This window comes from Rhodoferax sp., from assembly GCF_044236835.1.
Taxonomy (GTDB): Bacteria; Pseudomonadota; Gammaproteobacteria; order Burkholderiales; family Burkholderiaceae_C; genus Allorhodoferax.
The window spans coordinates 18,757-31,415 of the sequence record NZ_JBIIGC010000021.1 but is presented as its reverse complement, the minus strand read 5'-3'; the positions used below and the strand labels follow the sequence as shown (position 1 = coordinate 31,415).

Sequence of the window (12,659 nt, the reverse complement as noted above, 5' to 3'; positions counted from 1 at the left end):
CAACTGGCGCAGGTGCGGGTGCCGCCACGACGACCGGGGCTGGCGCAGGCGCGGGAGCTGCGACAACGACGGGAGCTGGTGCCGGTGCCGCCACAACGACTGGGGCTGGCGCTGGTGCGGGAGCTGCAACGACAACTGGAGCTGGTGCAGGTGCGGGAGCTGCAACGACAACTGGAGCTGGTGCAGGTGCGGGAGCTGCAACGACAACTGGAGCTGGTGCGGGAGCGGGAGCTGCCACAACCACAGGGGCTGGCGCAGGTGCGGGAGCTGCCACAACCACAGGGGCTGGCGCAGGTGCGGGAGCTGCCACAACCACAGGGGCTGGCGCAGGTGCGGGAGCTGCAACAACAACTGGAGCTGGCGCAGGTACGGGAGCTGCAACAACAACTGGAGCTGGCGCAGGTGCGGGAGCAGGCGCTGCCACAACGACGGGGGCTGGCGCGGGCGCGGGAGCTGCCACGACAACCGGCTTGTCTGCCAGCAAGGCCTCAGCGGCTTTGGCGGAGCTTGCTCCAGTGCCCAGCAGCGCATTACCGCCCGGAACTTTGCGGTTCAGCAGTCCCTGGGCCTCTATGGAAAGCGGCAGCGTCTCCGGCTGGGGGGATGCTGGGCCCTGTGCGAGTAGCGTGGTGTCAGCCCAAGATGCGTCCGACAGAACAGCGCACACCGCCAGTGCCAGCACGTTCGCCTGGAATGCCCACGTCTTTGTTGCTCTAGATCGTTTACCCATTTACCCACCCTAAACTGCCAAGCGAACGCTTGACCAATAACAAGCCAGCCAGCCCCAGAGTGGGAGGCGCATGACGCGCTTGACCCACTTTCAGACTACGAAAAAATTGCCATTTACCTTCTTGTTGCTGCAAGGCCATGCGCCTCACACGGTCTCAACGCGTGCATTTATTCACGAAAAGACCACAGATCCAACGGGGACCCCGAGCTAAACAAAGCGCCAACTCTTTTGTTCAGCCACAATTCATTGTACGAGAAAACACTGTCTGGATCGCAGCAACTTTTTGGCCCCCGTTATCAAGTGTGATCAAAAAACACCGCCTAAGCCCGCCGATCAAGCTGGGGTTTGGGGCCTGTTTTGTGCTTTAGTCCGCCGGGCCGGTGCCGCGCATCTGTTGTAAAGATGCGTCAACCCAGCAGATTAGCCTTGTGCGCGAAGTAGCACCGGCGCCAACGCCACCCCGGTGTGGGTGCCCAGCTTCACCACCTCTTCAGGGGTGGCGGCGGCGACCAGGCGGCCACCGCCCGCGCCGCCTTCGGGGCCCAGGTCGAGCACCCAGTCGGCTTCGGCGATCACGTCTAGGTCGTGCTCGATCACCACCACGCTGTGCCCGCCGTGCACCAGCCGGTGCAGCACATGGATGAGTTTTTCCACATCGGCCATGTGCAGCCCCACGGTGGGCTCATCCAGCACATACAGGGTGTGGGGCACCTTTTGGCCGCGCCGGGTGATGTCGTCGCGCACCTTCGACAGCTCGGTGACCAGCTTGATGCGCTGCGCCTCGCCGCCACTGAGGGTGGGCGAGGGCTGGCCCAGCGTGAGGTAGCCCAGGCCCACGTCTTTGAGCAACTGCAGCGGGTGGGCAATGACCGGCATGCTGGCAAAGAACTCCACCGCCTCGTCCACCTCCATCTGCAAGATCTCGCCGATGTTCTTGCCGCGCCAGGTCACCGCCAGGGTTTCGGTGTTGAAGCGCGCGCCCTTGCAGCTCTCGCACAGTACTTTCACATCGGGCAGAAAACTCATGCCAATGGTGCGAATGCCCTGCCCTTCGCAGCCAGGGCAACGGCCCTCGCCGGTGTTGAAGCTAAAGCGGTTGGCCGCGTAGCCACGCGCTTTGGCCTCTAGGGTGTCGGCAAACAGTTTGCGGATGGTGTCCCAAAAGCCGATGTAGGTGGCCGGGCAGCTGCGCGGAGTTTTGCCAATGGGCGTCTGGTCGACTTCCAGCACCCGGTCGATGGACTCGAAACCTTGCACACCGTCGCAGCCCACCCACGCAATCGTCCCACCCGCCGCCAGCGCGTCACGACCGGCTTTGGTGCTGCGTTGCTGCACTGCGGTTTGCACATTGGCCAACAGCACGTCGCGCGCGAGTGTGGACTTGCCTGAACCACTGACGCCCGTAACAGCCACCAATCGCTTGAGCGGCACATGGGCGGTGACGTTGTGCAAGTTGTGCAGCCGCGCGCCCGTGACGGTAAGCCAATCGATGGTGGGCGATGATGGAATAGCAGGGTTGGGGCTGGCCGGGCTGGGGGCCGGTGCGCCGGGCGCCTCATACAGCCGCTTCGCGTCTGCCAAATCGGCTCCCAACGCACCGGCCCCCAGCCCGGCCAGCCCCAACCCTGCCGCCCCCGCCAAACCGCCGTCCGAAACAACTGCCCGCCGCGCCGCCAAAGGGTGGCGCATCGCGTGCAACAGGTAGCGCCCAGTCTGCGAGTCGGCAGCGGCCTGCACATCGGCCACCGAGCCCTGCGCCACCAAACGGCCGCCGCGCTTACCGGCGCTGGGGCCAATGTCGATGATGTGGTCCGCATGGCGAATCGTGTCCTCGTCGTGCTCCACCACCACCAGCGTGTTGCCCTGGTCGCTCAGGGTCTGCAGCGCGCCCAGCAAAACTTGGTTGTCCCTCGGGTGCAGGCCAATGGTGGGCTCGTCCAGCACATAACACACACCCTGCAAGTTGCTGCCCAGTTGGGCCGCCAGCCGAATGCGTTGCGCCTCGCCGCCACTCAGCGTGGGGGCACCGCGGTCCAAGGTGAGGTAGCCCAGTCCCACCGACTCCAAAAACTGCAGGCGGCTTTGGATTTCGGGCACCAGGTCGCGGGCAATGTCCGCCTCGCGCTGCGACATGCCGCCCGCTGTCTGCAGCGTCTGCACCCAGGCGCGCACATCGCCCACGCTCAGGCGCGCGATGTCGGTGATACCCACACCGGCAAAACGCACCGCGCGGGCGGTGGCGTTGAGCCGGGTTCCTTGGCAACTGGCGCAGGCGGTGTCGGCCAGGTCTTCGACATCGGCCTCGGCAAAGGTTTGTTCGCGGCCCTGGTGGTTGTCGTCTTTGACTGAGTCGTCAAACACCTTGCGCTGGTCCTTGGTCAGGGCCACGCCGGTGCCCACGCAATCCGGACACCAACCGTGCTTGCTGTTGTAGCTAAACAGGCGCGGGTCCAGCTCGGCGTAGGAGGTGGCGCACACCGGGCAGGCGCGCTTGGACGAAAAGGTCTGCAAGGTGCCTATGCCCGCCGTCGGCGTGCCAGCGGCCAGCGCTTCGCGCAGGCCCTCTAAGTTACTGAGCACCTGCACCACGCCCTTGCCGTGGGTCAGCGCGGCGGCCAGCGCGGCACGCAGGGCCGGCTCGTTGGCGGGGTCCACATCCAGGCTGGCGACCGGCAGCTCAATGTGGTGCTCCTTGAAGCGGTCGATGCGCGGAAAGCCGGTGGTTGGCAAAAAGTTGCCGTCCACCCGCAGGTGGGTGAAGCCGCGCGGGCGCGCCCAGTCGGCCAGCTCGGTGTACACGCCCTTGCGCCCCACCACCAGCGGCGCCAGCAGCCCAATGTGCTGCCCCCGGTAGTTCTTGAGCAGCTGCGCCGCAATGCTGTCGGGCGTCTGCGGCGCCACCGCCGCGCCATCGTGGATGCAGTGCTGTGTGCCTAGCTTCACATACAGCAAACGCAAAAAGTGCCACACCTCGGTGGTGGTGCCCACGGTGGACTTGCGCCCACCGCGCGAGAGGCGCTGCTCGATGGCCACGGTCGGCGGAATGCCATACACCGCGTCCACCTCGGGCCGGCCTGCGGGTTGCACGATGGAGCGGGCGTAGGCGTTGAGGCTTTCCAGGTAGCGGCGCTGACCTTCGTTGAACAAGATGTCGAAGGCCAGGGTCGATTTGCCCGAACCGGACACGCCGGTGACAACGCTGAACTTGCCACGCGGTATGTCCACGCTCAGGGACTTGAGGTTGTGCTCCTTGGCGTTGACGATGCGGATAAAGCCATTCCCCCCCTCGCTCCCCCCGCCCTCTCTCGCCCCCGCCGGGGCGAAAGAGGGAGCCTTAACAGCCACATTTGACCGCGCGGTGGGAGGGAGGGAATTACTGGCTAAGGTCTCAGTCCCGGGCTCGCCCGTGTGCCCATCTTGGGGAGACGATGGGGCCCACACCAAACGGTTGTCACCTGGATCGAGCGCCGCAAACTCCCGCACCGCATGCACCACCCCCATGGCCGCTGCGTACTCGCGCAGCGCCTGGCCGGTGTGCGAGCTCGGGTGCAGCAACACATCCTCTGGTGTACCGCACGCCACCACCAAGCCTCCGCCCTCGCCGCCCTCTGGCCCCAGATCGATCAGCCAATCGCTGGAGCGGATCACGTCCAGGTTGTGCTCAATGACCAGCAGCGAATGCCCAGCTTCGAGCAGCTTGCGCAGCGCCCGCATCAGCTTGGCGATGTCGTCAAAGTGCAAACCGGTGGTGGGTTCGTCCAGCATGAACAGCGTGCCGCGCTTGGCTGTGGCCTGGCGGCTGGCGGTGCTGCCCTTGGCCGCTTCGGCCAGAAAGCCGGCCAGCTTCAGGCGTTGCGCCTCGCCACCGGAGAGCGTGGGCACCGGCTGGCCCAGCTTCACATACTCCAGCCCCACATCGACGATGGGTTGCAGCGCGCGGATCACGTCGCGGTCGGCGTGGAAAATCTGGGCAGCCTCGCTCACGGTAAGGTCCAGCACATCGGCCACGTTGAGCTGGCGCAGGCCGCCCGGTGTGCCCGCGGCCCCGCGCGCAATCGTCACCTCCAAAATCTCTGGGCGGTAGCGCTTGCCATCGCAATCGGGGCAGCGCAAATACACGTCGCTCAGAAACTGCATCTCAACATGCTCAAAGCCCGAGCCGCCGCAGCTCGGGCAGCGCCCGTCGCCGCTGTTGAAGCTGAACTTGCTGGCGGTGTAGCTGCGCTCGCGCGCCAGGTCGGCGTTGGCAAACAGTTCGCGGATCGCGTCCCACGCGCCCACATAGCTCACCGGGTTGGAGCGCGCGGTTTTGCCAATCGGCGACTGGTCCACAAACACCACGTCGCCCAGCAACTCAGCGCCCAAAAGCCGCGCGTGCGCGCCCGGCGTTTCGGTGGCGCGGCCCAAGTGGCGCAGCAGCGCTGGAGCCAGCACGTCTTGTATCAACGTGGACTTGCCCGAGCCGCTCACGCCGGTGACGCAGACCAGGCGCTGCAGCGGAATCTCGACGTCGATGTTTTTGAGGTTTTGCTCGGTCGCACCCTCCAGCACCAAACGCGGCGTGCTGGCTGCCACCATGCGCTTGAAGCCCATGCCCACCTGCTTGCGCCCGCCCAGGTACGCGCCGGTCAGGGTGTTGGCGCCTTTGAGCGCTTCGGTGCTGCCATCAAACACAATCTGCCCGCCCATTTCGCCGGGGCCCGGGCCCATGTCGATCATGCGGTCGGCAGCCAGCATGACAGCGGGGTCGTGCTCGACCACGACCAGCGTGTTGCCAGCATCGCGCAGGCGCTGCATGGCCACGATGATGCGGTGCATGTCGCGCGGGTGCAGCCCGATGCTGGGCTCATCCAGCACGAACAGGGTGTTGACCAGCGAGGTGCCCAGCGCGGTGGTGAGGTTGATGCGCTGCACCTCACCGCCACTCAAGGTCCGGCTTTGGCGATCGAGCGTGAGGTAGCCGATGCCGACGTCGCACAGGTACTTGAGGCGGGTGCCGACTTCGTCGAACAGCAGCTTGAGGGTTTTGCGTTCGGACTCGGTGGTGGTTGGTGCTGCGGCTGTCTCCGGCTGGGCTGCGAGCGGGGAGCCGCTGGGGGCCTCATACAGCTGCTTCGCATCTGCCAAATCGGCTCCCAGCGCCTCCCCGCTCGCAGCCTTGTCGTGCGCAAGACCGTAGGCCTGAGAAGTAACAGGTATTTCGGTATTCGTTGTTACCGAACGCGAAGCGGAGCTGGCGGTGTCGGTGGGGGCCGATTTGCTACTCGCGAAGCGAGTTGATGAGGCCCCCGCCGACACCGCCAGCTCCGCCTCCCCAAGACCCGACTGCAAAGAATCAAAAAACCTCCGCAACCTGTCCAAAGGCAACAACATCATGTCGTGCAAACACAGCCCCGGCAAGGCTTCCAACTGCGCGCGCGACCACCGCACACCCTGCGGCATAAAGCGCTTCTGCGGCGGCAACACCGCGTCGGCCTGGGCCTGGGTGCCTATGCGCCACAACAAACTCTCCGTCTTCAGCCGCGCACCGCCGCAGACGCTGCACGGCGTGTAGCTGCGGTACTTGGACAGCAGCACCCGGATGTGCATCTTGTATGCCTTGGACTCCAGGTACTCGAAAAAGCGGTCCACCCCGTACCACTGCTGGTTCCACTTGCCATTCCATTGCGGCGAACCCTTGAGCACCCAAGCTTGTTGCTCGGGCGTGAGCTTGTACCAAGGCGTGTCGCGCGGAATGCCGGCGGCCTCGGCGTGGCGCATCAGGTCGTCTTGGCACTCTTGCCACGCGGGTGTCTGCATCGGCTTGATGGCACCGGCGCGCAAGGTCAGCTTGTCGTTCGGAATCACCAGCCCGTAGTCCACCCCGACCACCCGGCCAAAGCCGCGACAGGTTTCGCAAGCGCCCACAGCCGAGTTGAACGAAAACATGGACGCGATCGGGTCGGCGTAGCGCAGGTCGCTTTGTGGGCAGTGCAAGCCAGTGGAGAAACGCAGGCTCGGAGCCTCGGCTGCGGCGCCGTCCTCGCCCAGCACAAACACATTGAGGCGGCCACTGCCGCGCTTGAGGGCCAGCTCGATGGCTTCGACCACCCGGGCCTGCTCCACATTGGACAGGCGAAAACGGTCGGCCACCACGTCGAGCACTTTGCGCGGCCCGCTGGGTGTGGCCACCTCGCGCTCGGACTGAACCCGGGTGAAGCCACTGGCGGCCAGCCACTGCGTCAGCTCCTCGGGGCTGGTCGCGGCGGGCAGCTCCACTGGGAAGGTCAGCACCAGGCGCGGGGCTTCGCTGGTGTCGAAACGACGCCGCAGTTCGGCGTAGATGGTGTCTGGCGTGTCGTGCTGCACCGGCAGGGCGGTGTGCTGGTCAAACAGGCTGGCGGCGCGGGCGAACAGGAGCTTGAGGTGGTCGTTGAGCTCAGTCATCGTGCCCACGGTGGAGCGGCTGGAGCGCACCGGGTTGGTCTGGTCGATGGCAATCGCTGGCGGCACGCCCTCGACCTTGTCGACCGCCGGCTTGTCCATGCGGTCCAGAAACTGGCGGGCGTATGCCGAGAAGGTTTCTACATAACGGCGTTGGCCTTCGGCGTACAGCGTGTCGAACACCAGGCTGGACTTGCCCGAGCCACTGGGGCCGGTGACCACCGTGAGCTCGCCGGTGCGGATGTCCAGGTCCAGGTTTTTGAGGTTGTGCTGCCGCGCCCCGCGGATGCGGATGGTGCCCTGGGACATAGGTGGGTGCTCTCTGTATATGGGAGCAACATTTTAGGGAGTGCAAGCGCTGGCGAATTTCCCGCTGCAAGGCCAACGGGTCCGCTGCGGCCCGCCAGGCCCACGGCACGGCGCTCCTGGCGCCGATGGCACCCATTAGCGGTCGAGCGGCGACGCATCCAGCCGCTTGACCTGCCGCTTAAGGCGCGCTGGCAGCAGAGGCAGGCGCAGCGGGTGCGGCAGCCTCGGTGTGCGTGGTGTCCCCGTGCTTCTCTCCACTCATATCAATGTCGCCGCCTTTGCTCAGGATGAAGAGCGCCAGACCGGCAAAGATCGCAAAACCAACAGCAATTTTCCACATAGCAGTTCCTTCAAAAAAAAGGCCCCCACACGGAGAGCCTGAAAACTGCCCCGACCCAGTGGCCGGGGCATTCACTCATACCTCTAGCGCAACCATCAGTCGTTGGCGTAAATGTCCACGTCTTTGGTTTCGCGGATGAACAAGCCGCCGATCACCACGGTAGCACCCGCGATGATGATGGGGTACCACAGGCCGTTGTACATATTGCCGGTCTGCGCCACGATGGCGAACGCCGTGGTGGGCAGCAGGCCGCCGAACCAGCCGTTGCCGATGTGGTAGGGCAAGCTCATCGAGGTGTACCGGATGCGGGTGGGGAACATTTCCACCAGCATGGCGGCAATGGGGCCGTACACCATGGTCACCAGCAGCACCAGGTAAGACAGGATCACGACAACCATCACCTTGTCAAACTTGGCCATGTCGGCCTTGGCGGGGTAGCCCGCTGCCTTGAGTGCAGCACCCAGGTTGGAACCCAGCAAGGTCGCCGAGGCGGTCTTTTCGTTGGCCAGATCAGCCACTGTCTTCTTGGCAGCGGCCACAGCCTTCTCGTCCACCGGGCTGGCAGCAGACAGCTCAGCCACCTTGGCTTCGGCCTTGGCCTTGGCTGCGGCGATTTCTTCCGGGCTGTACTTGACGTTGACCACGGTCTCGCCGACCTTGATCACTGCAGGCGTACCAGCGGGAGCTGCGATGTTTTCATAGGACACCGAGGCGCCAGCCAGACGTTGCTTGGCAATGTCGCACGACGAGGTGAACTTCTTGGTGCCTGTGGGGTTGAACTGGAACGAGCACTCGCCTGGGTCCGCAGTCACCGTCACTTTGGCGGCTTGTTGGGCGGCGTGCAGGTCGGGGTTGGCCGCCTTGGTCAGCGCCTCAAACACGGGGAAGTAGGTCAACGCGGCCAACAGGCAGCCGGCCAAGATGATGGGCTTGCGGCCGATCTTGTCCGACAGTGCACCAAACACGATGAAGAAGGGCGTACCGATGATCAGCGAGATGGCCACCATGATGTTGGCGGTGGGGCCGTCGACCTTGAGCGCCTGGGTCAGGAAGAACAGCGCGTAGAACTGGCCGGAGTACCACACCACGGCCTGGCCTGCGGTCAAACCGATGAGGGCCAGAATCACGATCTTGAGGTTTTTCCACTGACCGAAAGACTCGGACAAGGGTGCCTTGGAGGTCTTGCCCTCGGCCTTCATCTTGGCAAAAGCGGGCGACTCGTTCATGCTCAGGCGGATGTACACCGACACGCCCAACAGCAAGATAGACACCAGGAACGGCACGCGCCAGCCCCAGTCGGCAAAGGCCTCTTCGCCGATCAAAGTGCGGGTACCCAAAATCACCATCAAGGACAGGAACAGTCCCAGCGTCGCGGTGGTTTGAATCCAGGCGGTGTAGGCGCCGCGCTTGCCTTGCGGCGCGTGCTCGGCCACATAGGTTGCAGCACCACCGTATTCACCACCGAGTGCCAGACCTTGCAGCAGGCGCAGCACGATCAGGATCACGGGTGCGGCCACGCCAATGGCAGCGTAGTTGGGCAAGATACCCACGATGAAGGTGGACAAGCCCATGATCAGGATGGTCACCAAGAAGGTGTACTTGCGCCCGATCATGTCGCCCAAACGGCCAAACACCAGCGCGCCAAAAGGACGCACGATGAAGCCGGCTGCAAACGCCAACAGCGCGAAGATGAAGGCTGAGCCTTCGTCCAGACCGCTGAAGAACTGCTTGGCAATGATGGCTGCCAAAGAACCGTACAGGTAGAAGTCGTACCACTCAAACACGGTACCGAGCGAGGAAGCGAAGATAACTTTCTTCTCTTCCGCCGACATCGGCCGTGGCGCTGCTGCTGTTGCCATAGTTGTGTCTCCAAAAAATTAGTCCAACAAACACCGAACCCGGTGTTTGGCGTGGACTATCACTGGAGGGACTGACTGCACTCTGACTCGTTCCTTGCACAAACTTACGTCTGGCTGAACGCTGGCTTACGGCTTGGGTAGTAACCCTTGGCTGCGCTTTCTGGATGTGAAAAATCGGGCCTGAACTAGCCCCAATGTGCCGGGGTGGCCGCTGTCTGCGCGCCCGCTTGTCAGCAAACTTTTTTTAAGGACGCGACGCGACTTGCACTGCGTCGCCTTCTATGTAGCTGCGCAGCATGGGCAGCGCGTCTTGGCCCCAAAACACCTGGCCGTCCACCACGAAAGTGGGCACGCCGAATACGCCCTGCGCGATGGCCGCGGCGCCGTGGGCTTGCAGCTGCGCCTTCACTTCCGCGCTGCGTGGATCGCGCGCGGGTGCAAGCAACTCGGTGAGCAGGTGCAGCCGCTCCTCGCTGGCCGCGTCGGCGCCGCCCACCCACACATGGCGAAACAGGGTTTCGCACACATAGCGGTTGGGCAGGCCCGCAGGGTCGCTGGCCACGGCCAGGCGCAGCAGGCCCAGTGGGTTGAACGGGTGCTGCGCGGGGAATTGCAAGGGAATGCCGTCACGCTGCGCCAACCAGCGCACCTGCCGGTGCATCCAGTCGCGTTTGGCTGGAATCTCGGCCGGTCCCAGTTGGCCATGGTGCTTGAGCAAACCGGCGAACAACACCGGCTGGTAGCTGACCGTGTAACTCACACCCAGCAAAGCCTTGGGCAATGTTTCAAACGCGAGGTACGCGTAAGGCGAAATGAAGTCCAGGAAAAAAGTGATCTGCTTCACACCGCCTCCGGGGCTGCGCGCTGCGCAATGCGGGCCCACACCTGCCGCTTATCGGTGTCAGTGGCTTGGGCCCACTGGCAGATCTCGTCCATCGTGCGGTAGCAGCCCTCGCACAAAGTGGTCTTGGGGTCCATTCGGCACACCGAAATGCAGGGAGATGGCACTGCGCCCGCGCCTAAGCGCGCCTCGCGGGCACGCGCCAACAGCCAGGCTGGCGCAGGTGCAATGCCAGCGGCCGGCAGCGCGTCGGTATCGCAACGCTCACCCTCAGGCGGCGGGGTGAAGGCGGCACCCGGCACCTCAGCGCTCCCGCTTGGCCAACAGCGCGTTGGCCGCGCGTGATTGGGGTTTGCGCCCCAGTGCGTCGCTGATAAATTGGCCTGCGTCCACCAGCCTGTCGAGGTCGATGCCCGTCTCGATGCCCATGCCGTGCAACAAATACACCACGTCTTCGGTGGCCACATTGCCGGTGGCGCCCTTGGCATAGGGGCAGCCGCCCAGCCCGGCCACGGAGGTGTCGAACTGCCAGATGCCCATCTCCAGGCAACGCAAGGTGTTGGCCAGCGCCTGGCCGTAGGTATCGTGGAAGTGGCCGGCCACCGCACCGATGTCGTAATGCTTGAGCGCTGCTTCCATGGCGCGCTGCACCTTCAGTGGCGTGCCCACGCCGATGGTGTCGGCCACGCCCACGTATTCCACGCCGATCTCACGCATCAGCCGGGCCACCAACTCCACCCGCTCAGGCGCAACCTCGCCTTCATAAGGGCAACCCACCGCACAGGAAATGGCGCTGCGCACCGCAATACCTTGGGCTTGGGCAGCTTGCACCACCGGACGAAAGCGCTCGATGCTCTGGGCAATGGAACAGTTGATGTTCTTTTGGCTGAAGGCTTCGCTGGCGGAGGCAAACACCACGATCTCGTCGGGCCGGGTGGCCGCTGCTGCCAGGTAGCCCTGCATGTTGGGGGTGAGCACCGCGTAACGCACACCGGGTTTGCGGGTGATGCCGGCCATCACCTCGGCGTTGTCGGCCATTTGCGGCACCCACTTGGGCGACACAAAACTGGTGACTTCGATCTCGGTCAGGCCCGCAGCTTGCAAACGGTGTACCAGCTCAATCTTGGTGGCAGCGCCCACGGGTTGCTTTTCGTTTTGCAATCCGTCGCGCGGACCGACTTCCACCAGTTTGACGCGTGTGGGCAATGCCATGGTTTCCTTCGGATGGTTGGTGGTCAGTAGCCGCGCCGCAGGTCCACTTCGCCGCGCACCGGCTGGCCCTGCTCTACCGCGATGATTTTGCCAGCGATCTGGGCGATGCTTTCGGCCACCAAGGTGCGGGCTGAAATGTGCGGGGTGACGGTGATGTGGGGGTGCGTCCAAAATGGATGCGCGCTGGGCAGCGGCTCGGTGCGAAACACATCCAGCGTGGCGCCGGCAAGATGGCCACTCTCCAGCAAGGCCAGCAAATCCTCGTCCACCACATGCGCTCCTCGCGCCACGTTAATCAGGTAGCCGCCGGGCTGCAGCAACGCAAGCCGCGCGCCGTTGAGCAAGTCGCGTGTGTCGGGCGTGAGGGGCAGGAGGCACACCAGGACCCGGCTAGCGGCCAGGAACGCGGGCAACTCCTGGGCGCCACAAAATCGCTGCACGCCGGGCAGGTGCTTGGGGCTTCGGCTCCAGCCATTCACCGGGAACCCCAGGGCCGCCACCGCCCGCGCCACCTGCTCGCCCAGCACGCCCAGCCCCAAGATGCCCACTGGGCAGTGCGCAGCGGTCAGCGCGTCGTGTTGCTTCCACTGCGCGTGCGCTGCCTGCTGCGCGTAGCGGGCAAAACCACGGGTGTAGCGAAGGAGCGCGTGGCACACGTACTCGGCCATTTGCTGCGCCATACCGGCATCATCAAGTCGGACGATGCGCAAGTCCGGCGGCAGGCGCAAGCGCAGCAGCGCGTCCACTCCGGCTCCGGTGTTAAAAACCGCCTTGAGCTGGGTTTGCTCGTCGAAAAAAGTCTGGGGTGGGGCCCACACCACCGCGTAATCGGCCAAGGGCGCGCCGCTGTGCCACAGCGACACCTCGGCTTGGGGCAGTGCGGCGCGCAGGCCGTCGAGCCACTCGGTAGCGCTGGTGTCGGTGCAGCAAAAACTAATGCGCATG

Annotated in this window: 8 protein-coding genes; 1 reads left to right on the top strand and 7 read right to left on the bottom strand. The window is 64.4% G+C overall.

The annotated features are described in order from the left end of the window. Positions 1 to 18 precede the first annotated feature (18 nt). Entirely contained in the window at positions 19 to 717 is a 699-nt protein-coding gene (locus tag ACILRC_RS13245; protein ID WP_395669844.1) for a hypothetical protein, read from the top strand. A gap of 433 nt (positions 718 to 1,150) precedes the next feature. Here the strand turns inward: ACILRC_RS13245 and ACILRC_RS13240 are convergent, their stop codons facing one another. From ACILRC_RS13240 to ACILRC_RS13210, 7 genes are all read right to left on the bottom strand, one after another. After that, on the bottom strand, positions 1,151 to 7,255 hold the full coding sequence (locus tag ACILRC_RS13240; protein ID WP_395669859.1) for an excinuclease ABC subunit UvrA: 6,105 nt from the start codon (positions 7,253 to 7,255) through the stop codon (positions 1,151 to 1,153). A 385-nt stretch (positions 7,256 to 7,640) separates the two neighbouring features. After that, the gene (locus ACILRC_RS13235; protein ID WP_395669843.1) at positions 7,641 to 7,802 is read right to left on the bottom strand and encodes a hypothetical protein; all 162 of its coding nucleotides are present in this window, start codon (positions 7,800 to 7,802) and stop codon (positions 7,641 to 7,643) included. A gap of 95 nt (positions 7,803 to 7,897) precedes the next feature. Continuing rightward, on the bottom strand, positions 7,898 to 9,661 hold the full coding sequence (locus ACILRC_RS13230) for an MFS transporter (protein ID WP_395669842.1): 1,764 nt from the start codon (positions 9,659 to 9,661) through the stop codon (positions 7,898 to 7,900). Between the two features lie 244 nt (positions 9,662 to 9,905). Continuing rightward, complete coding sequence (locus ACILRC_RS13225; RefSeq protein ID WP_395669841.1) at positions 9,906 to 10,505, bottom strand: 2-hydroxychromene-2-carboxylate isomerase; 600 nt, start codon at positions 10,503 to 10,505, stop codon at positions 9,906 to 9,908. Next, positions 10,502 to 10,804: a DUF1289 domain-containing protein gene (locus ACILRC_RS13220; RefSeq protein ID WP_395669840.1), complete on the bottom strand. Its 303-nt coding sequence runs from the start codon at positions 10,802 to 10,804 to the stop codon at positions 10,502 to 10,504. Before ACILRC_RS13220 ends, ACILRC_RS13225 begins: the two co-directional genes overlap by 4 nt. A gap of 1 nt (position 10,805) precedes the next feature. Further along, entirely contained in the window at positions 10,806 to 11,714 is a 909-nt protein-coding gene (locus tag ACILRC_RS13215; RefSeq protein WP_395669839.1) for a hydroxymethylglutaryl-CoA lyase, read from the bottom strand. 23 nt (positions 11,715 to 11,737) lie between these two features. After that, complete coding sequence (locus ACILRC_RS13210) at positions 11,738 to 12,658, bottom strand: 2-hydroxyacid dehydrogenase (RefSeq protein WP_395669838.1); 921 nt, start codon at positions 12,656 to 12,658, stop codon at positions 11,738 to 11,740. Between the last annotated feature and the right edge of the window lies 1 nt (position 12,659).

Coding starts and splice junctions, on each gene's coding strand:
- ACILRC_RS13240 (WP_395669859.1), bottom strand. CDS start 7,255: ATGGACAAGCCGGCGGTCGACAAGGTCGAGGGCGTGCCGCCAGCGATT.
- ACILRC_RS13235 (WP_395669843.1), bottom strand. CDS start 7,802: ATGTGGAAAATTGCTGTTGGTTTTGCGATCTTTGCCGGTCTGGCGCTC.
- ACILRC_RS13230 (WP_395669842.1), bottom strand. CDS start 9,661: ATGGCAACAGCAGCAGCGCCACGGCCGATGTCGGCGGAAGAGAAGAAA.
- ACILRC_RS13215 (WP_395669839.1), bottom strand. CDS start 11,714: ATGGCATTGCCCACACGCGTCAAACTGGTGGAAGTCGGTCCGCGCGAC.
- ACILRC_RS13210 (WP_395669838.1), bottom strand. CDS start 12,658: ATGCGCATTAGTTTTTGCTGCACCGACACCAGCGCTACCGAGTGGCTC.